Genomic DNA, 18795 nt, shown 5'->3' with positions numbered 1-18795 from the left:
CACCATCCCCATGATCGGCGACGTTCGCGGGAAAGGCCTGCCGGACCTCGACGACAACATCTGCGCCGACAACAACGCACGATCACCGGGATATCTCGATGATGGACCGTCGGCTCGCCTGATCGTCGAGATGGTTGAGCATGTAGTGCGCGAGATCGGCACGCGACAGGGTACGCGGGCGCGGCAGGTGCTGGTTGGCGGCCGTCCGGTACTGGCGGGTGAGCTCGCCGTCGGTCAGCTTCGGCGGTCGGACGATGGTCCAGTCCAGGTCACTGGTGGTGACGACGTCCTCCATCTTGGTCATGTCGGTGTAGACGTGGCGGTACAGCGGCCGGACCACACCGCCGATCAGCAGTCGCCGGCTCAGCGGTGCGGTCGGGGGCAGGCTGAGACTGGCTGAGGTGACGCAGGTCAGTCGGCGCACTCCGCTGTCCCGCATGGCCGCGATGATGCCGGTCATACCTTGCGAGTAGACGGTCGTGGGACGTCGATCAGCGCTTCCGAGGCACGACAGCACCGCGTCGTGGCCCGCGAGCACCCGGCGCCAGCCATGGGGTTCCAGCACATCGCCGGGCAGGATCGTCAGGCGGGCATGGCCGGGGATCGATTCGGGGGTGCGGGCAACGGCGGTGACGCGGTGGCCGGAGGCCAGGGCCTGGTCGAGCACCTGCGCGCCCAGGCCACCGCTCGCACCGAAGACGAACAGCCTCACGACGTGACCTGACGGCGGCGCGTCACGGCGAGGAGCACCGCGATGGCGAGGATCACGCAAGTGACGGCGGCCATGAACAACTGGCCGTGCAAGCCGAGAACGAACTGGGTTTCGTCCTTGAATTCCGGGTCGTACGTGGCGGTGCCGGGGAACAGCAGCGCGGGGAACATGCCGGCCCACGGTACGGCCACGATGCCTGCCGCCCACAGCAGGCGGGAGTGCGTGTCCCCATGGCGGCGGACCAGCAGGAGCAGGGCGAGCAGGCCGAGAGCCAGCGACGTGACGATGTACTGCGCGTCGTGGAACTTGGCGTGCGGAGGCCAGGCCGGGTTGTACATGTGCTCGTGGGCCGTGTCATGGAGGACCAGGTCGAACAGGAGCGCTCCCAGGGCGGTCTCGACCGCCACCAGGGCGATGAGTACGCGCGGCAGGGCCCAGTGTCGCTTCGATGTCGTCACGCTTACCTCTCACGGTGATTGGAGACGTTCCATAAGTGTAGTGACTACATCGACAGTGTCTATACATGAATAGAGTCACACTATTTATGTATCGGCCGCCGCAAGGGCTCGTACGCTTGGCCCATGAGCGAGATGACGAGCCGGCGAGACCGCAAGAAGCAGCAGACGCGACAGGCGATCGGCGAGGCAGCGATGCGGCTCTTTCTCGCGCGGGGATTCGACGCCGTCACCATCGCTGACGTGGCCAGGGAGGCTGACATGGCGGTCCAGACGGTCTTCAACCACTTCCCGACGAAGGAGGACCTCTTCTTCCAGGAGCGCGACAGCTTTGTGGCAGCACCGAGCGCGGCCATCAGGAGCCGTCGAGACGACGAATCGATCGCACAGGCCTTGGCCCGCGGCTACCTACGGCTGCTCAGCGACTATCACGTCGCCGGCCTGCTCGTGCAGAGCGTCGAGTACCAGCGGACCATGGACGCCAGCCCTGCACTGCGCAGCAGGGAACTGGAGCTGCGCCGGGAGCGAGAGGATCTTCTCGCCGCCACTTTGGCCGAGGACATGCCGCCGCAGGGGGATCCGCTACGCCCGCGCCTGGTGGCGGCACTCGCATCGGCCATTGACCGGGTGCTGGACGGGGAGTTCCGGCACCGACTGCTCGCGGGAGAGGGGGCCAGTGAGGTCCGGACCGCGCTGGCGCCGATGGCCGAAGAACTGTTCGGCACCATCGAGGCCGCCTGCCGGCACCTGGATGCGTCCGGAGCTGAAAATCCCCGCATCACCGAGCCTGCGCGCCGATCACCTGCCTGAAGCAACCTCCCGAGATCATTTCGGCTGAGATCAACTCATTGCTCTTGGACCTGTGGACGAGGATGTGGCGCGGGCCCCCGCTGGGCGACGCCCACCTCAACTGCTTGGGCCGCAGCGCGCTCGCCTGCTCGGCCTCGGCGCAGGGCCTGCGGTCGCTCGGATCGCCGCGTTCCTCAAGGGGCACAGACGAACCGGCGGCGTAAGCGTCGAGGAGATGGTGGCCGCCACCCTGAAGGGTGTTCAATACCCCGTTCACGGTCGTGAGCTGCACGTTCGTCCTGGCTTCCGGGCCGGAGCAGTAGCCCGGGTCGGCATGCTCGAACACGTGGCTCTGGGAGAAGCGCACTTAAACCGGTGACAGATGCCTCTGGGCAACCCCTGGCCGGGCTCCCTAGCTTCTTGAACGGAACCGTCTCCGCGAAGGGAGCATCGTGCGTCCGCTCAAACGTTCGGTCATCGCCACCGCAGTGCTCGCGGCGCCCCTCCTGGCGACCCCCGCCGCCCACGCCGAAGGCTCCTACGAATGCTTCTTCGGCAGCATCACCCCTGGTCAGTACGGCTACCACCTCTCCGGCAACCCATGCGACGGCACCGGATACGGCGTGGGCCCGGGCAGCTTCGTCCGCTGACCCTCAGGACTCCGAAGGGAATCATCATGCGCCCCGTCCGAACGCTCCTCCTCGCTCTCGTCGCGGCAGCGCTCCTGCCCGCGACGGCGGCCGCGGCCCAGGAGCGTGTGTACGACTGCGCCCAGGGCTTCTGGTCGCCCAACCCCTACCGCGGAGGGATCGACATCCTCGCCGGCCCCTGCACGGGACCGGCGTCGGGCACGGAACCGGCCTACGTCACGCTCCGGTCCGGGGTGTCCTCGCCTCCCCAGATGTTCCTGTGCCCGACGGCCGCGTATGTCGACGGCACCGTGGTCGCGTCGCGGTGCGCCCACGTGCCGCCGGTCTGACACCCTTCAAGCGGGGTCAGTCCCGCGCCGGCTGAGGGTGGGCGCGTTCGTGGACGAGGGTCTGCGCGCTCAGGACGCAGGTGGCGAGGACGGTGAGGACGGCGCCGGTCCACCTGGCGGCGGCGGTGGCGTCTCCGGTGGCGCAGACGGCCACGTCGCCGATGGCGCTGCCGGTGACGACGTCCAGCGTGATGACGGACGTGTGCACGCTGTCGACCAGCCTGCCCGCTCCGGCGACTTCGACGACGCGGGCGAAGAGGGCGAGCACCACCAGTGAGCCGGCCCGGGCCAGGTGACCGATGCGCAGCAGGGTCACCGCATGGCGGCCCACGGAGCGGCCCACGACGTTGTTGCCCAGGACCGTGCACAGCCGTAGCCGAAGAGGATGAAGGGCGTGGTGGTGGGACAGAAGCCCGCGTTCTGCTTGTACCGCTTCAAAAGCCGTCGCAGTGCGCTTGACCTGCGGAGCGACCGGATGCGGTGGTCCGGATAGGACGTCTCTCCGTCTCCTGTGTCTGATCGCGCTCCGGGTGTTCGGCTGGTCGGCGCTGCCGAGGTCGAAGCGAGGCGGTCAAGGATGTCGAGATCATGGTGCTGCGGAATGAAGCGGCGATACTGCGGAGGCAAGTCACCCGGCCGAAGCCGAACTGGGCTGGTCGGGCGGTCCTGGCCGCGCCTGCACGGTTCCTACCGGCCTGGCACCGGTGCCTGGTCCGAGATCGGTGGATGTATGCGCACCGGTCCGGCCGTCCGAAGACGTGCAAGGAGATCCGGGAGTTAGTGGTGCGCCCGGCGTGGAAGAACCCGTCCTTAGGGTATCGCCGGGTGCACGGTGAACTGGTCCGGCTCGGCTTTCGTATGAGTGAAACGACACGATCTCCTTGAGGCGCTTGTACCTGCTGTTCGTGATGGAAGTCGCCACCCGGCACGTGCGCGTCCTCGGCGTGACCGCCAACCCGACCGGTGCCTGAACGGCTCAGCAGGCCCGCAGCCTGCTCATGGACCTCGGTGTCCGGATCGGCTCGTTCCGCTTCCTCGTCCGCGACCGAGACACCAGGTTCGCTGATATCTTCGCCGGCGCGGGCGTGGCGGTGGTGAAGACGCCGCCGCGGACGCCGCGGACCAACTGCCATGCCGAGCGGTGGGTGCGGACGGTAAGGACCGAATGCACCTACCGCATGCCGATCTCCAACGAACGGCACCTGCGGCCCGTTCTGATCGAGTATGCCGCTCACTACAACGTGGCACTGGTCCCACTGTTCTTCGTCGTCCAGAACCTCGGGCTCGGCAACTCCCTGCCCGGGCTCATCCTCGTGTACACGGCGTACTCCCTGCCGTTCTCGATGTTCTTCCTGGTGGCCTTCTTCCGGACGCTGCCCGAGGAGGTCGCCGAGGCCGCCAAGCTCGACGGGTGCGGCGAGGCGCGCACCTTCTTCCGGGTCATGTTGCCGCTGGCCCGGCCGGGGCTCATCAGCGTCGGCATCTTCAACTTCATCGGCCAGCCGATCCTCATCGTCTACGCCCTCCTCCAGGGCCGGATCCAGGCGGGCATGACGGCGGGCGCGCTGAAGTGACCCGTGCGAGAAAGCACTCTCACTCGCGGCAGGGAGACCGGGAAAGGGGCCGCTTCCCAGCGTGAGCGGCCATGAAAGCGCACGAACGGCCGGCGCTGCCGACCGCGCGCTGGGCCGCCTCGGCCGCGCCGGCCGTACGTGTGCTGGGACGGTCCGTCCTGTCCCCTGGGCCAGGGCGGCGGCCGTCGGCCTCAGGCGGCTGACCGGCAAGTTCGCCGGACAACCCAAGATGGCCGTCGAGAAGCATGTGCCTGCGGTCAGGTCCGGCGGCTCGCGCGCGTCCGAACTCTCGGCGGTCGTCGCCAGTCAGCCTCAACCCGGCCACAAGTCCCAGGCGCAATCCTCGCCCCATGCGCGTGAACAAGATCGCCTGGTCGGCCGCGATGCTCGCAGTGACCGCAGGGCTCACCACACCCGCCGCGTCCGCCGCGGCGGCGCCTGCCATCACCGTCAAGAGCGACTTCAACGCCGACGGCTACAACGACGTCGCCGTCGGCATGCCCACGTACCCGGGCTACCTCGGCACGAACAACAGCGGCATGATCGCCGTCCTGTACGGCGGCCCGAACGGCCTCAGCGGCGCCAAACAGCTCATCCGGCCCACGACCGGCTGCTCAGGTGAATCAGCGGGTGTCTGCCAGGGCTGGGGCAAAGGGCTGACCTCAGGCGACGTCGACGGCGACGGCAGGACCGACCTGGTCACCGTGGGGCTCCGCGAGCGGCAGGTCTTCTCCTGGACACCGGCCGGCATCACCCAGCAGGGCAGCCCAAGCTCGGCGTACTTCCAGGGGCTGACCGTCGGCAACGCCGACAATGACTCGCGAACCGACGTCGTGGGACTGTTCGCGTCCGGCTGGTTCGCCTCCTTCGGAGGCTGGTACAACGGCGGCGCCTTCGAGAAGACGTCGCTCAACGCCCCGAGCGGCCCCTTCCTGCAGTCGACGGCGATCGGCACCGTGAACGGCGACGACATCATGGAAGCGATGGTTCTGCTCGCCCCCACCTATGGCTCGACCAGCCATGAGCTGTGGTACATCGACAGTCTGCGCGATCCGGCCCACACCCCCATGCTCATGGGCAACACGGCGGCCTGCGACACCCCCGAGGCGACCAAGCCCGCCTGCACCAAGAAGGACTCCCAGCTCGGCCTCGGCGACGTGAACGGCGACGGCTACCGCGACGTCGTCATGGTGACGCCCAGTACCGGCACAGTGCACGTCTGGTACGGCTCCTACTACGGCGCCGGCATGTACCAGCCCGGGTTCACGGCTCGCAACCTGTCCTGGCTGACCACGCTCGGATCCACCGACATCAGCGTCACCGTGGGCGACGTCAACGGCGACGGACGCGGCGAGATCGCCATCGGCCTGCCCAGGGCGACCGTCGCGGGCAAGGCGGCCGCGGGGGCCGTCGCGCTGATCCCCGGAACCGCCTCGGGCCCGGACGTCTCCGCTGCCCGGATCCTCACTCAGGACGGCATCGGCTCACCCGACACGGCGCCTTCGGCAGACCCGATCGCCGAGGAGTCCGCGGCCGACGACCGCATGGGCGAGGCCGTCTCCATCATCGACGTCACGGCTGACGGCAAGGGCGAGCTGATCGTCGGCGTGCCCGGCAAGAACGGCGGCAGAGGCATGCTCGCGGTGCTTGCCGGCAACGCCACCGGGCTCTCGTCCCCTGCGCAGTCCGTGCATGCGATTCCCACCGGGGTGAACGCCGCGGATGCCCGGTTCGGCGCCATCATGCTGAGATAGCGCCACCACGAGCGAAGTCGATCCAGGAGCGAGAAGCAGCGGGCCACGCCATGAACGCTCCCGTGGTGCTGGACCGTGGCGAGTGCCGAGGCGTTCACCTGTTCATCAACCGACGCGGCTCACTGGTCTGCCCTCCGGGCGGCGGCAACCCGTTCCTGACCCGGATGTGGGAGACCCTCGAACCGAGCCTGCGCGCCACCGCCGACACGCTCTTCGACGGCGACCGGCACGCGATGGCCGGCGAGCACGGCCGCCTGGTCTCGCTGCTGCCCGACGGCGACCCCGGCCAAGGCGGCCGAGGCGTTCGCCGACCATTCCGCGGGCCGCTCCCCCGTCCCCGACCGCCACACCCGCAAGAAGAGCAAGCCCTCTTCCCGCTGAGCCAAGGATGTTGTCGTTCCAGGTGGGATTCGCCGGATCCCGCCCCCTGAATCCCGCTAACGTGGGGCACATGGCAGATGATCAACATGGAGGTGCGGGGGTGACCGGCGACAGGCGGACGGGGGTCGATCTCAGGACGAACGTGCCGCACTCGGCGCGGGTCTACGACTACCTCCTGGGAGGCAAGGACAACTTCGCGGCCGACCGCACGGCGGCCGAGGAGGTCATCAAGATAGCCCCCTACATGCCGACGTCCGTACGCGCCAACCGCGACTTCATGGTCAGGGTGACCCGCCATCTGGCGGCCGAGCGCGGCGTCGACCAGTTCATCGACATCGGCACCGGACTGCCCACCTCGCCCAACCTGCACGAGGTGGCCCAGCAGGCCGACCCCGCCGCCCGGGTCATCTACGTGGACAACGACCCGCTCGTCCTCGTCCACGCCCGCGCCCTGCTCACCAGCACCCCGGAGGGCAGAACCCGCTACATCCAGGCCGACCTGAACGACCCCGACGCCATCATCGGCTCGGCCGAGGTCCGCGACACCTTCGACTTCACCCGTCCCGTCGCGCTGTGCCTGATCGCCGTGGTGCACTTCATCCGCGACGACTCCGACGTCCGCTCGATCATCGAGCACCTGATGAAGCCGCTGCCGCCGGGCAGCTTCCTGGCCCTGTCCACCATCACGCTCGACAGCGCGCCGAGCAGGCTGGTGAGCGAGGCCGTCGCCCAGTACAACCGGCGCGGCATCATGTCCAAGGCCCGCACCAGAGCGCAGATCGAGGAGTTCTTCACCGGGTTCGAGCTCATCGAGCCGGGTGTGGTGCCGGTGCACCGGTGGCGGCCCGACGACCAGGCGCTGCTCGTGGAGGACTCCATGGTCTCGATGTACGGCGGGCTCGCCGTCAAGGCCTGACCCGCCCCCGGAGGGCGGTGGTGAGGGCTCTGAACTCGGCGATGCGCAGGACTCACGCGGCCAGGGCGTAGAGGACGGCGCCGATCGCCGGAGCAGGCGATGTTGGCATGTAGTGGCACGGGAGCCGGATTCGGCTCCCGCCATGAGTAAGGCGTCGGTTCGCCATGCAGGGCCGCGAACATCGTGCTGTCGACTGCAACGCTCAAGGTCACTTCTCGTCCTACTGCCTGCAGCGGAGGTTCCGCCCACCCGTGGTGAGCGTGTTCGGCGGGTCGAGCACAGTGACGACGTCCACGTCGATGACGCTACGCCACTCGCGTCACAGTGCTCACAGCCCCAGCCGTTCCCGATCGACGTGGTCCAACGCCATGCGCACCGCGCCGAGCGCGATGCTCTCCTCGCCGAACGTGGACAGCGTGACCTCGGGAGGGTTCAGGCACATCTGGGCCAGATGCGCCCGCATGCGCCCGAGCAGCAACTCGCCCGCGCGCGAGAACCCACCGCCCACGACGACCAGCTCGGGGTCCACCACGAGGACGAGCGCGGACGCGCCGCGCGCGAGCCCGTGCGCGAGCCGGTCCACCACCGCGAGCGCCCGCTCGTCGCCCGCCCGCGCCGCCCGGAAGACCTCCTCGGCGTCCCGTCCCGCCTCGGCGAGCACGACGGAGGAGTCCTCCCAGCCGGTCAGCGGCAGCCTGCCCAGCTCGCCGGCGCTCCCGGTGCGGCCGGTACGCAACCGGCCGTCGAGCAGCAAGCCGTGCCCGGCCCGGTACCCGGACAACACGTAGACGAGGTCCTCGACGTGGCGGGCGCTGCCCCGCCAGTGCTCGGCGACGGCCGCGAGGTTGGCGTCGTTGGCCGCGAACCCCGGGCAGCCGAACCATCGCCCCACCAGGCCGCCGAGGTCGAGCCCGGTCCAGCCGGGGATGAGGTGCGAGACCGACACCCGGCCGGACCGGTCCACGACGCCCGAGGTGCCCGCCGTGGCCGCCCACACGCCCCCGCGGGCCAGCTCAGCCGCCTCCACGCAGGCGGTGGCGGCCCGCTCGGCCAGCGCGAGGCGTTCGGCTGCGGGCAGGTGCTCGTCCACGTCGAGCCGCCGCTCCTCGATCACGTCGCCGTCGAGGTCGGCCAGCATGGCGAGAATCCGCCGCGGCCCCACGTCCAGGCCGACGACGTGACCGGCCTCGGACCTGAACCTGAAGCGGCGGGCGGGCCGCCCGGCCCTGCCTTCGGTCGGCGCGGCCTCCTCCGCGAGCCCCCGCTCGGTCAGGTCGGACAGCGCCACCTCAGCCGTCTGCCGCGACAGGCCGGCGGCGCGTGCGAGCTGGGTCAGTGTCTGCGGCCCGCCCTGGCGCAGGGCGTGCAGGGTGGCGCGCGTGTTGAGACGGCGCAGCAGGGCGGTGTCGTTGGTAACACCGAGACTTCTCATAAGGCCCCTTGACGGTAGGACTACGCGAACTCTAGCTTTACGTCGCGTCTTCTCATAATTGGAGTTGGGGATATGCGGCAGGTTGGGCTGGCCTTGGTCGGTGCGGGCGACCGAGGGACGAGATACACGCGATACGCGACGGCGGACGGCCGTGCCAGGCTCACCGCCGTGGCCGAGCCCGATCCACGGCGCCGGGAAGGACTGCTCGCCGAGCACCCGGACGCCGTGGGCTTCGGCGACTGGCGGGAGCTCGCCGAGCAGCCGCGGCTCGCGGACGCGGTGGTGATCGCGACGCTGGACGCCGGCCATGTGGAACCGGCGGTGCGCTTCGCCGAGCTCGGCTACCACATCCTGCTGGAGAAGCCGATGGCGATCCGGCTGGAGGACTGCCGCAGGATCGTCGCGGCCGCCGAACGGGCAGGCGTGTTGTTCGCCGTCTGTCACGTGATGCGCTACACGTCCTACACCCGCGGGGTGAAGGACGTGCTCGACAGCGGACGGCTCGGCGAGATCGTCAACATCGAGCACCTGGAGCCCGTCGGCTGGTGGCATCACGCCCACTCCTATGTGCGCGGCAACTGGCGCCGCACCGATCAGGCCACGTTCATGCTGCTGGCCAAATCGTGCCACGATCTTGACTGGCTGACGTACGTGATGGGCCGCCGGGTGACACGGGTGTCGTCGTTCGGCGGGTTGAAGCACTTCACGGCCGACAACCAGCCGGCGGGCGCGGCGGAGCGCTGCCTGGACTGCGCCGTCGCGGACACCTGCCCCTACGACGCGCAGCGCATCTACCTGCCCTTCGTGGGCAGCCAGGACCGCTGGCCGCTGACCGTGCTGAGCGAGGACACCACCGAGGCGGGCGTGCTGCGCGCACTGCGCGAGGGCCCCTACGGCAGGTGCGTCTACGCCTGCGACAACGACGTGGTCGACCACCAGGTGGTCAACCTCGACTTCGACGGCGGCGCGACCGCCTCGTTCACCATGACCGCCTTCTCCCCCAAGACCCCGCGCCAGACCCGCATCTTCGGCACACACGGCTCCCTCGAAGGGGACGGCGCCCGGCTCACCGTCACCGACTTCGTGACCGGGGACGTCGAGGTCATCGACACCAACCCGCCCGCGGACGGTCACAGCGGCGGCGACCAGGGCCTGGTCACGGCGTTCCTGGACGCCCTCACCCGCAACGACCCCTCCCCCATCCTCTCCGACCCCCGGGAAAGCCTGCACAGCCACGAGATCGCGTGGGCGGCCGAGGAAGCCCGCCTCACCGGAACCGTCGTCACCCTGAAGGAACCACGATGAAGAAGACCCTCTTGCTCGCCTGCGCGCTGACACTCGCCACGACCACCGCGTGCGGCGCCGACGAGGAGGAATCGCCCGCCGACGGACGCGGCCCGATCACCATCGTCGACACCCAGAGCCACGAGGCCGCGACCAGAAAGGTGATCGACGCCTGGAACGCGGCGCACCCCGACCAGCAGGTGACCCTGGACATCCAGCCCAAGGACGCCGACAGCCAGCGGCAGCGCCTGATCAACAACGCGCAGACCAAGTCCGACGCCATGGACGTCATCATGCTGGACGCCGTCTGGACGGCCGAGTTCGCCGCCAACCGCTGGGTGGACCCCATCGCCGCCGGCACGTTCAAGGCCGAGGAGTTCCTCGCCCCCACCCTGCAGACCGCCACCTACCGGGGCACGCTGTACGCGATGCCCTGGCTCACCGGGACCGGCCTGCTCTACTACCGCGGCGACCTGGTCGACAAGGCCCCCACGACCTGGGCCGAGATGAAGGAGACCTGCGACGAGGTGCTGCCCGAGCACAAGGAGATGTCCTGCTACGCGGGCCTGCTCGACAAGTACGAGGGCCTGACCGTCTCCTTCTCCGAGGCCGTGCAGTCCGCGGGCGGCACCGTGGCCGACGAGTCCGGCGTGCCGCACCTGGACACCGACGCCGCCAAGGCGGGACTGGCCTTCCTCGTCGACGGACTCAAGAGCGGCATGATCCCCAAGGAGGGCATCACCTTCAAGGAGGACGAGGTCAAGAACGCCCTGCAGAGCGGCAAGGTGCTCTTCGCCCGCAGCTGGGCCTCGCTGTACGGCACCGCCAACGCCGCCGACAGCCCCGTGGCGGGCAAGGTCGGGGTCGCCCCCATTCCCGGCCTCGACGGTCCGGGCAGCGGCACCCTCGGCGGGGCGAACCTGGCGATCTCCGCCTTCTCCAAGCACAAGGAGACCGCCAAGGACTTCCTGGCCTTCCTCACCTCGCCCGAGCAGATGAAGACCTGGGCCACGGTCAACAGCACACCCGTCGCCCGCGCGGCACTCTACGACGACCCGGAGCTCGTCAAGCGGTACCCGTACCTGCCTTCCCTGAAGGACGGCATCGTCGCGGCCAAGCCCCGGCCGGTCGCCGTCAAGTACGGGGACGTGACCGCGGCGATCCAGAACGCCGTCTACCCGGCGCTGTCCGGCGAGGTGGCCGTCGACCAGGCGCTGTCCGGGCTGCAGCAGCAACTGTCGGGGCTGCTCAAGCAATGAGGCGCGGCTCGCGGTGGTTCACCGCACTGATGATCTCCCCGACACTGCTCGCCCTCGCCCTGGTAGTCCTGTACCCGCTGGTCGCGGCCGCGCGGGAGTCGATGTACGTCCGGGGCGAGGGCCTGGACGCCGACGGTTTCGTCGTCGAGGGCGAACGGTTCGTCGGCCTGGCGCACTACGCCGAGCTGGTCGGCGAGCGCTTCCTCAACGCCCTGGCCAACACCACGGTCTTCACCGTCGTCACCGTCTCGCTGGAGACCGTGCTCGGCGTCGCGATGGCGCTGGTCATGCACAACGTCCTGCGCGGCCGCGGCCTGGTGCGGGCCAGCATCCTCATCCCCTGGGCGGTGCCGACCGCCATCTCCGGCCTGATGTGGCGGTGGGTGTTCCAGGCCGACGGCGTGGCCAACGCCGTCATCGGCGAGAAGATCCTGTGGACCACCGAGGGCGTCCAGGCCAAGCTCGCCGTCGTCATCGCCGACACGTGGAAGACCGCGCCGTTCGTCGGGCTGCTGGTGCTCGCCGGGCTGCAGATCATCCCCACGATGGTGTACGAGGCCGCGAAGGTGGACGGCGCCTCGGCCTGGCAGACGTTCTGGCGCATCACGTTACCGCTGGTCAGGCCCGCGCTGGTGGTGGCGGTCCTGTTCCGCATCCTCGACGCGCTGGCCATGTTCGACCTGCCGTTCGTGATGATCGGCCGGGGCAAGCTGTCCGTGGAGACCCTCTCGGCCCTGGTCTGGGACGAGGCCACCCAGCTCCGATACGGGTCGGCCGCCGCCTACGGGATCGTGCTCATCTCGTACGTGGCCGTGTTGGTGTTCGTCTTCGTCCGCCTGCTCGGCGCCGACCTGCTCGCCGACGCACGATCAAGGAAGAGGACGGCATGAAGAGGGCCTTGGGGGCCGGGCTCGTCGTGGTGTACTGTCTGGCGCCGTTCTACTGGATGGTCGTCTCCAGCCTGCGGCGCACCGGCGACATCTTCTCCACCACGCCCTGGCCGTCGCCGCCGTCACTGGAGAACTACACCGCGGTGTTCTCCGGGCACAGCGACTTCGGCCGGGCACTGCTCAACAGCCTGATCGTGTCGGCCGGCACCACCGCGCTGACGCTGATCCTCGGCATCTGCTGCGCCTACGCGCTGGCCCGGCTCACCTTCCGTGGCAAGAACCTCGTGCTCGGCCTGATCATGGGCACCTCGATGTTCCCGGGCGCGCTGCTGATCGTGCCGCTGCTCAAGCTCTTCACCGAGCTGGGCTGGATCAACACCTACCACGCGATGATCGTGCCGAGCATGTCGTTCGCGCTCCCGCTGGCCGTCTGGACGCTCACCGCGTTCTTCCGCCAGATGCCGCACGAGCTGGAGCAGGCCGCCACGATCGACGGCTGCACCCGCTGGGGCGCGTTCCGGCGGGTGATCCTGCCGATCGCCGCGCCGGGCGTGTTCACCACGGCCATCCTGGCCTTCTTCGCCACCTGGAACGAGTTCATGATCGCGCTGACCATGATCAGCAAGGCGGACATGCAGACCGCCACCGTGCGGGTGGCCCAGTTCGGCGGAGCCTCCGACTTCGACACCCCGTTCGGCACCCAGATGGCCGCAGGGGTCGTCGTCACGATCCCCCTCGTGATCCTCGTCCTGGTCTTCCAGAAGAGGATCGTCGCCGGGCTCACGTCCGGCGCGCTCAAGTAACCCCCGGAAAGGAACCCCCCATCATGAGCATCAGCAGGAGAGGTCTGCTCGGCGCCGGCGCCGTGGCGGCGGCCGGCGTCGGACTGGCCGCGATGCCCGCCTCCGCGACCGTGGAGAAGCGCAGGATCCGGCGCGGGGTCATCCGCGTGGCCACCTTCAACATCCACTACGGCGCCGGTCCCGACAACGTCTTCGACCTCCGGCACACCGCCGAGATGATCGAGGCCATCGACCCGGACGTCATCGGCCTCCAAGAGGTCGACAAGCACTTCCGCGCGCGCAGCGAGTGGCTCGACACCGCCGGCGAGCTGGCCGGCATGCTCGGCATGCACCAGGCGTACGGCGCCAACTACGACCTGGACCCGCTGGAGCCGGGCCGGCCGCGCAGGCAGTACGGCACCGCGTTCCTGTCCCGCTGGCCGATCCTCGAATCGAGCAACACCCGCCTTCCGCAGTACACCGGCAGCGAGCCGCGCGGCCTGCTGGAGGTCGTCGTCAACATCCAGGGCAAGCAGGTGCGGCTGGGCAACTCGCACATGCAGCACACCAGCGACGCCGAGTGGCAGGAGCAGGCCGACGCCATCACGGCCCGGCTCGCCCAGTCGGCCCAGCCGGTCATCCTGCTCGGCGACACCAACGCCGTGCCGGCCTTCCCCGGCATCAAGACCTTCACCGACCGGTACGACGACGTGTGGGCACGGGTCGGCGTGGGCCCCGGCCTGTCGGCGGCGAACACGTGGCGCTTCGACTACGTCTTCGTGCCCAAGGGCTCCGACGTGCGCTCGGCCTGGCTGGTGAGCACCGACGCCTCGGACCACCTGCCGCTGGTCACCGACCTTCTGCTCCCGTGAAGAACGCCTTCATGACCCCCCGGCGCCTGCTCACCGCGTTGCTCGGCGTCGCGCTGACCGCGCCGATCGCGCTTCCCGCGCGGGCCGGCGGGCACTGGGCCGACGCCTGGGCCACCTCCCTGCACTCCTCGGCCGCCGCCGTCGTGCCGCCCGCGTACGAGAACCAGAGCATCCGCATGGTCGTACGGATGCGCGGCGACGGCGACCAGGTGCGCGTCCGGCTCTCCAACCTCCATGGCGACCGGCCGGTGACCTTCGGCGCCGCCACCGTGGCACTGCGCAGCTCCGGCCCGGCGCTGGCCGAGGGCACACTGAGGCGGCTCGCCTTCGGCGGCGCGCCCTCGGTGACGGTCCCCGCCGGTCAGGACGTCTCCAGCGACCCGGTGGAGCTGAAGGTCAGGAGCGGCCAGGACCTGGCCGTCAGCATCTACCTGCCGGACGCCACCGGGCCGGCCACCTGGCACCGCTCCGCCGTGCAGACCAACTACCTCACGACCGGCGACCACACCGCCGACGAGGACGGCGGCTCGTTCACCACCACGGTGAGGAGCTGGCTCTTCCTCAACGCGGTCGCCGTCACCCACGGTCCCACGCACGAGACGCTGGTCGCGCTCGGCGACTCCATCACCGACGGCTCCGGCACGGCCGTCGACGGGTTCGAGCGCTGGCCGGACCATCTGGCGGCCCGGCTCGCCGCCGTCCCCGGACGCGACCCCGCCGTCGTGAACGTGGGCATCGGCGGCAACCGTGTGCTGGCCGACACCGCACAGGACGGCCTGAGCGTGCTGAACCGGCTGGAGCACGACGTGCTCACCCGCGACGGCCTGAGGTACGTGCTGCTCCTCGAAGGCACGAACGACCTGCGCAACCGTGCCACAGCCGGCCGGCTCGTCACCGCCTATCGCCAGATCGCCGACCGGGTGCACGCGGCGGGCGCGCGGATCATCGGCGGGACGCTCCCGCCGCTGAAGGGCAGCGCCGGGTACGACGAGGCGTTGGAGGCCGAACGCCAGGCCGTCAACACCTGGATCACCACCGGCGGCGCGTTCGACGGGGTCGTGGACTTCGCGAGCGCGCTGGCCGACACCGCGGACCCGCTGCGCTACCTGCCCGCCTACGACCGGGGCGACCACATCCACCCCAACGCCGCGGGCTTCGCGGCCATGGCCGCCGCCGTGGACCTCGACCTGCTGCGCTGAACACCGCCGAGCTGAACACCACCGGGCGGGACGCGCACACCGCGTCCCGCCCGGTCCGCCGTTTTGACACCGTTCAGGCCCTGTACCTTCTCGGCACCGTCATATCCGCGTGAGCCGGTGGCGACGGTCTCCGCGGCCCGCAGTGACTGCGGGTCGGTGATCCCCGCGTTGGGTTCCGGCGCCTGGGGGCGGGAAGCCGTAGGGAAGTGCCTCACTTGAGGGGCCCCGAACCGGTGAGTTGCCGGGCATCAGGTGCGGTCTCCGGCTCCAGGGACGATCAAGCCGGTCTCGTATGCGATGACCACGGCTTGGGCGCGGCTGGACAGCTTGAGCTTGGCCATGAGGCGGCCCAGGTGGGATTTGACGGTGGCCTCGGCGATGTTCAGGCGGGAGGCGATCTGCTGGTTGGTCAGGCCCTGGCCGCGCTGACCGGCTCCCGCATGATCACATTGAACGGCGCCTTCCGCCACGGGGTCTACCTCGCGGCGGGCAACGCCTGCGTCGACACCAAGGTCGCCGGCTACCTGGCCGACGGTGTCCTGCCCGGTGAGGACGTCACCTGCGGCCGCCCGGCCGTCTGACACGTTCGCGCCCCACCACCGGCCGTCCCGGCCGGAACCGGGCCTCGAAGCCGGAGATCTACGCTGACCTCGCTGAACCGGCTGCACGAGATCCCTCGCGCCGTCATGGACGACGTCGCGCCCCCGGGGGGGCCGGCGACGGCGGTGCGCATGATCCGGGCCGGGGCCGACGCGCACCCCGATCGACTCGTTGGGGAAGCCTTTCGCGCCGGTGCCGCGTGGCTGAACTCCAACGCCCCCGACCGGCTCGGCCGCAACCTCCTGGAAGGGCTCAGCGTCCTCAACGACCTGTTCCAGCACGGCATCGCGGCCTGGTGTCCCTCACAACCACTGTGCGGCTGGTGACACGGACCCGAGCCGCGGCCCTTCCAGGAGCGGCAGGCCCGCCGCGTACCGCCGGAAGTAGCCGGCGGTCGGGGTGTTCGCGGTTGCGACGGCGTCCGGGGTGCCCTCCGCGACCACCGCGCCCCCGTCCGGACCGGCTCCCGGCCCCAGGTCGATCACCCAGTCCGCGGACGCGGCGACGGGGATGTCGTGTTCGGCCACGACGACGGTGTTGCCCGAGTCGAGCAACACGTCGAACGCATCCACCACACGCTGGATGTCAGAGGGGTGCAGGCCCGAGACGGGTTCGTCGAGAACGACAAGACCGGCCTTGCGGCCCGCGGCACCGCGCTGGATGGCGGACGCCAGCTTCAGCCGCTGCGCCTCGCCGCCGGACAACTCCGTGGCGCTCTGGCCGAGCTGCAGATAGCCGAGCCCGACCTGGTTCAAGGCTCCCAGGGTTTCGGCGAGTTGCCGGGGTTCGGGGAACTGCTCCACCGCCTCGGAGACGGTCAGCTCCAGCACCTGATCGATGGCCAATCCCTGGTACTTGATCTCCAAGGCCTCCGGCGTGTAGCGCCGCCCCTGGCATGCGTCGCAGACCACCCACACATCCGGCAGGAAGTGCATGTCGACCAGCTTGCGGCCATAACCGGTGCAGGGTTCGCAGCGGCCACCGCCCGCGGTGTTGAAGCTGAACCAGGACGCATTGACCCCACGTGCGCGTGCCATGCCGGTTTCGGCGAACAGCTTACGGACGACGTCGAACGCCTTGCTGTAGGTGGCCGGGTTGGATCGCGGCGTGCGCCCGAGCGGTTCCTGATCGACGACGGCGACCCAGTCGAACCCCTCCAGGCCGGTCACCTGTCGCACGGCGTCGATCGTCGTCCCGTTCAGAGCGGCCTCCACGCTCGCCGCGAGCGCACCGAGCAGGCTGCTCTTGCCGCTGCCGCTCACCCCGGTCAGGCAGGTGAGCCGGCCGGCGGGGAAACGCACCACGTCTGCGGTCACGTTGTGCGCACGCAAGCCGTGCAGTACCACCCAGCCGGTGTCATCCCCGGCCGGACGGCAGGTCCGGCGCAGCCGTGGCCCCTCACCGGCCAGGTAGCGTCCGGTCAGTGACGTGGGGTGGGCGGCCGCGTCGGAGGGAAGCCCCGACACCAGGATCTCACCGCCGAGGCGGCCCGCGCCGGGCCCCATGTCGATCACCCAGTCGGCCCGGGCGATCAGTTCGGGGTCGTGCTCGACCAGGAGCACCGTGTTGCCGGCCTTGCGCAGCTCCAGGGCGATGTCGAGCAGGTGCGCCTTGTCCGCCGGATGCAGCCCGGTCCCGGGCTCGTCCAGGACGAAGACGATGCCGCTCAGCTCGGTGCTGAGCTGCGCGGCGAGCCGGGTTCGCTGCAACTCGCCCCCGGACAGTGTCGCCGCGCTCCGGGACAGCTGGAGATGGGCCAGGCCGAGGCGGTCGAGGATCCCGAGTCTGCGGCCCAGGTCCTGCAGCAGCGGCTCACCCACCTCGCGCTGCCGGGCGTCCAGGTCGCCGGCCACCCGCTCGGCCCAGCCGCGTACCTCCCGTACGTCCACCTGGAGCAGGTCGGGAAAGGTCAGCCCGCCGAGCCGCACGGACCGGGCCACCTGGTCGTACCCGCTGCCGCCGCAGGTGCCGCACGGCTGCTTGCGCATGTACGGCAGGTAGCGCTGCTTGGCGCTGGCGGTCTGGGCGTTCAAGAACACCCGCTCCACCTCGGCCAGCGCCCCCCGCAGCGGCTGGCTGGAGGTGTAGGTCACCGAGACCGTCTCCTTCTTGCTGGTCATGTCGACGGTCGCCTCGACCTTCTCCTCACCTGTGCCGTACAGCACGCAGTGGCGGAACTCCTCCGGCAGCGACCGCCATGGCAGGCCGAGGTCCACGCCGCGCTTGTCGGCGAGCGCCGGCACGAACGCGTGCTCCCCCGACCGCCACTTGGCGTACCAGGGCGAGGCCCCCTCGAAGAGGGGAAGCTCCGGATGGGTGATGATGAGGTCCTCCTGCGCCCGCCAGCGCCCGCCCACGCCGTGACAGTCCGCGCAGCTGCCTTCCGGGGAGTTGCGATCGAAATGAGCGGTCGTCAGAGGCCCGTTGACGCTCTGCGCCGCCGGGTCCGCGCCGATCCCCGGAAGGCGCGAGTACAGCAGTCCCAGATGCCCGTCGATGCCGGTGATCGTCGCGACCGTGGACCGGGGGTTGCGGTTCAGGCGGCGCTGGTCGACTGCGAGCGTCGCGCCGAGTCCCAGGATGCGGTCGACCTTCGGCCGATTGCGCTGGGTGATGTACTGCCGCACGAACGGCGAAAGCCCCTCCAGGTACCGCAACTGGGCCTCGTTGTGCAGGGTGTCGATGGCCAGCGAGGTCTTGCCGCTGCCGCTCACCCCGGTGAAGGCGGTGAGCCACCCTTTGGGGATGCTCACCGACACGTCCCGCAGATTGTTGGTACGAGCCCCCACCACCTCGATGGCCTCTCGCCCCATGCTCGCGACGTCCCGTACGAACGCAGTCAACCTTGATCCACCCTCTCGCAACACAGCAGAACACAGGCGGACGGACTCCCACCCACGTCGAACAAGTTGATTCC

The 18795-nt window shown here is 69.8% G+C and carries 20 protein-coding genes; 14 read left to right on the top strand and 6 right to left on the bottom strand.

The genetic code is table 11. The features are described 5' to 3' along the window. Positions 1 to 82: 82 nt before the first annotated feature. Complete coding sequence (locus tag ACIA8R_RS45395) at positions 83 to 712, bottom strand: NAD(P)-dependent oxidoreductase (protein WP_397043998.1); 630 nt, start codon at positions 710 to 712, stop codon at positions 83 to 85. Further along, positions 709 to 1170: a DUF6640 family protein gene (locus tag ACIA8R_RS45390; RefSeq protein ID WP_397043996.1), complete on the bottom strand. Its 462-nt coding sequence runs from the start codon at positions 1168 to 1170 to the stop codon at positions 709 to 711. The genes ACIA8R_RS45395 and ACIA8R_RS45390 overlap by 4 nt, the downstream gene beginning before the upstream one ends. A gap of 123 nt (positions 1171 to 1293) precedes the next feature. Between ACIA8R_RS45390 and ACIA8R_RS45385 the strand changes: the two genes are divergently transcribed. From ACIA8R_RS45385 to ACIA8R_RS45375, 3 genes are all read left to right on the top strand, one after another. Continuing rightward, positions 1294 to 1977, top strand: a complete 684-nt coding sequence (locus ACIA8R_RS45385) for a TetR/AcrR family transcriptional regulator (RefSeq protein WP_397043994.1) — start codon at positions 1294 to 1296, stop codon at positions 1975 to 1977. 431 nt (positions 1978 to 2408) lie between these two features. Next, entirely contained in the window at positions 2409 to 2606 is a 198-nt protein-coding gene (locus ACIA8R_RS45380; protein WP_397043993.1) for a hypothetical protein, read from the top strand. Positions 2607 to 2632: 26 nt separating this feature from the next. Then, positions 2633 to 2935 (top strand): hypothetical protein, encoded by a 303-nt coding sequence (locus ACIA8R_RS45375; RefSeq protein WP_397043991.1) that lies wholly within the window; start codon positions 2633 to 2635, stop codon positions 2933 to 2935. 16 nt (positions 2936 to 2951) lie between these two features. Here the strand turns inward: ACIA8R_RS45375 and ACIA8R_RS45370 are convergent, their stop codons facing one another. Next, a complete protein-coding gene (locus ACIA8R_RS45370; protein ID WP_397043989.1) occupies positions 2952 to 3278 on the bottom strand; it encodes a hypothetical protein in 327 nt (108 codons plus the stop codon). 655 nt (positions 3279 to 3933) lie between these two features. On the opposite strand from ACIA8R_RS45370, the gene ACIA8R_RS45365 reads away from it, so the two are divergent. From ACIA8R_RS45365 to ACIA8R_RS45355, 3 genes are all read left to right on the top strand, one after another. Continuing rightward, positions 3934 to 4509, top strand: a complete 576-nt coding sequence (locus ACIA8R_RS45365; protein ID WP_397043987.1) for an ABC transporter permease subunit — start codon at positions 3934 to 3936, stop codon at positions 4507 to 4509. Between the two features lie 350 nt (positions 4510 to 4859). Further along, positions 4860 to 6263, top strand: a complete 1404-nt coding sequence (locus ACIA8R_RS45360; protein ID WP_397043985.1) for an FG-GAP repeat domain-containing protein — start codon at positions 4860 to 4862, stop codon at positions 6261 to 6263. A 451-nt stretch (positions 6264 to 6714) separates the two neighbouring features. After that, on the top strand, positions 6715 to 7560 hold the full coding sequence (locus ACIA8R_RS45355; protein ID WP_397043983.1) for an SAM-dependent methyltransferase: 846 nt from the start codon (positions 6715 to 6717) through the stop codon (positions 7558 to 7560). 328 nt (positions 7561 to 7888) lie between these two features. On the opposite strand, the gene ACIA8R_RS45350 is transcribed toward ACIA8R_RS45355, so the two are convergent. Then, the gene (locus tag ACIA8R_RS45350; RefSeq protein WP_357708141.1) at positions 7889 to 8992 is read right to left on the bottom strand and encodes an ROK family protein; all 1104 of its coding nucleotides are present in this window, start codon (positions 8990 to 8992) and stop codon (positions 7889 to 7891) included. 72 nt (positions 8993 to 9064) lie between these two features. Between ACIA8R_RS45350 and ACIA8R_RS45345 the strand changes: the two genes are divergently transcribed. From ACIA8R_RS45345 to ACIA8R_RS45320, 6 genes are read left to right on the top strand one after another with little or no spacing between them, the layout of a single operon-like run. Further along, entirely contained in the window at positions 9065 to 10297 is a 1233-nt protein-coding gene (locus tag ACIA8R_RS45345) for a Gfo/Idh/MocA family oxidoreductase (protein ID WP_364100672.1), read from the top strand. After that, the gene (locus ACIA8R_RS45340) at positions 10294 to 11535 is read left to right on the top strand and encodes an ABC transporter substrate-binding protein (protein ID WP_364100669.1); all 1242 of its coding nucleotides are present in this window, start codon (positions 10294 to 10296) and stop codon (positions 11533 to 11535) included. Before ACIA8R_RS45345 ends, ACIA8R_RS45340 begins: the two co-directional genes overlap by 4 nt. A gap of 29 nt (positions 11536 to 11564) precedes the next feature. Next, positions 11565 to 12425, top strand: a complete 861-nt coding sequence (locus ACIA8R_RS45335; protein WP_397043981.1) for a carbohydrate ABC transporter permease — start codon at positions 11565 to 11567, stop codon at positions 12423 to 12425. Next, positions 12422 to 13228, top strand: a complete 807-nt coding sequence (locus ACIA8R_RS45330) for a carbohydrate ABC transporter permease (protein ID WP_364100664.1) — start codon at positions 12422 to 12424, stop codon at positions 13226 to 13228. The genes ACIA8R_RS45335 and ACIA8R_RS45330 overlap by 4 nt, the downstream gene beginning before the upstream one ends. Positions 13229 to 13251: 23 nt before the next feature. Next, the gene (locus tag ACIA8R_RS45325; protein WP_364100661.1) at positions 13252 to 14079 is read left to right on the top strand and encodes an endonuclease/exonuclease/phosphatase family protein; all 828 of its coding nucleotides are present in this window, start codon (positions 13252 to 13254) and stop codon (positions 14077 to 14079) included. 11 nt (positions 14080 to 14090) lie between these two features. After that, a complete protein-coding gene (locus ACIA8R_RS45320) occupies positions 14091 to 15278 on the top strand; it encodes a GDSL-type esterase/lipase family protein (RefSeq protein ID WP_397043978.1) in 1188 nt (395 codons plus the stop codon). Positions 15279 to 15526: 248 nt separating this feature from the next. On the opposite strand, the gene ACIA8R_RS45315 is transcribed toward ACIA8R_RS45320, so the two are convergent. Then, complete coding sequence (locus ACIA8R_RS45315) at positions 15527 to 15748, bottom strand: response regulator transcription factor (RefSeq protein WP_397043976.1); 222 nt, start codon at positions 15746 to 15748, stop codon at positions 15527 to 15529. On the opposite strand from ACIA8R_RS45315, the gene ACIA8R_RS45310 reads away from it, so the two are divergent. Together ACIA8R_RS45310 and ACIA8R_RS45305 are read left to right on the top strand one after the other, a co-directional pair. After that, positions 15719 to 15859 (top strand): alpha/beta hydrolase, encoded by a 141-nt coding sequence (locus tag ACIA8R_RS45310; protein ID WP_397043974.1) that lies wholly within the window; start codon positions 15719 to 15721, stop codon positions 15857 to 15859. The two genes, ACIA8R_RS45315 and ACIA8R_RS45310, sit on opposite strands and share 30 nt — an antisense overlap. A 105-nt stretch (positions 15860 to 15964) precedes the next feature. Beyond that, complete coding sequence (locus tag ACIA8R_RS45305) at positions 15965 to 16204, top strand: hypothetical protein (RefSeq protein WP_397043972.1); 240 nt, start codon at positions 15965 to 15967, stop codon at positions 16202 to 16204. Here ACIA8R_RS45305 and ACIA8R_RS45300 read toward each other — a convergent pair. Beyond that, positions 16181 to 18721, bottom strand: a complete 2541-nt coding sequence (locus tag ACIA8R_RS45300) for an excinuclease ABC subunit UvrA (RefSeq protein ID WP_397043970.1) — start codon at positions 18719 to 18721, stop codon at positions 16181 to 16183. The two genes, ACIA8R_RS45305 and ACIA8R_RS45300, sit on opposite strands and share 24 nt — an antisense overlap. Positions 18722 to 18795 lie beyond the last annotated feature (74 nt).

This window comes from Nonomuraea sp. NPDC051191 (assembly GCF_044455665.1).
GTDB lineage: Bacteria > Actinomycetota > Actinomycetes > Streptosporangiales > Streptosporangiaceae > Nonomuraea.
This window is presented reverse-complemented; position numbering and strand designations above follow the sequence as displayed.

Coding starts and splice junctions, on each gene's coding strand:
- ACIA8R_RS45305 (WP_397043972.1), top strand. CDS start 15,965: ATGGACGACGTCGCGCCCCCGGGGGGGCCGGCGACGGCGGTGCGCATG.
- ACIA8R_RS45340 (WP_364100669.1), top strand. CDS start 10,294: ATGAAGAAGACCCTCTTGCTCGCCTGCGCGCTGACACTCGCCACGACC.
- ACIA8R_RS45360 (WP_397043985.1), top strand. CDS start 4,860: ATGCGCGTGAACAAGATCGCCTGGTCGGCCGCGATGCTCGCAGTGACC.
- ACIA8R_RS45375 (WP_397043991.1), top strand. CDS start 2,633: ATGCGCCCCGTCCGAACGCTCCTCCTCGCTCTCGTCGCGGCAGCGCTC.
- ACIA8R_RS45385 (WP_397043994.1), top strand. CDS start 1,294: ATGAGCGAGATGACGAGCCGGCGAGACCGCAAGAAGCAGCAGACGCGA.
- ACIA8R_RS45345 (WP_364100672.1), top strand. CDS start 9,065: ATGCGGCAGGTTGGGCTGGCCTTGGTCGGTGCGGGCGACCGAGGGACG.
- ACIA8R_RS45365 (WP_397043987.1), top strand. CDS start 3,934: ATGGACCTCGGTGTCCGGATCGGCTCGTTCCGCTTCCTCGTCCGCGAC.
- ACIA8R_RS45335 (WP_397043981.1), top strand. CDS start 11,565: ATGATCTCCCCGACACTGCTCGCCCTCGCCCTGGTAGTCCTGTACCCG.
- ACIA8R_RS45310 (WP_397043974.1), top strand. CDS start 15,719: ATGATCACATTGAACGGCGCCTTCCGCCACGGGGTCTACCTCGCGGCG.
- ACIA8R_RS45320 (WP_397043978.1), top strand. CDS start 14,091: ATGACCCCCCGGCGCCTGCTCACCGCGTTGCTCGGCGTCGCGCTGACC.
- ACIA8R_RS45350 (WP_357708141.1), bottom strand. CDS start 8,992: ATGAGAAGTCTCGGTGTTACCAACGACACCGCCCTGCTGCGCCGTCTC.
- ACIA8R_RS45330 (WP_364100664.1), top strand. CDS start 12,422: ATGAAGAGGGCCTTGGGGGCCGGGCTCGTCGTGGTGTACTGTCTGGCG.
- ACIA8R_RS45355 (WP_397043983.1), top strand. CDS start 6,715: ATGGCAGATGATCAACATGGAGGTGCGGGGGTGACCGGCGACAGGCGG.
- ACIA8R_RS45325 (WP_364100661.1), top strand. CDS start 13,252: ATGAGCATCAGCAGGAGAGGTCTGCTCGGCGCCGGCGCCGTGGCGGCG.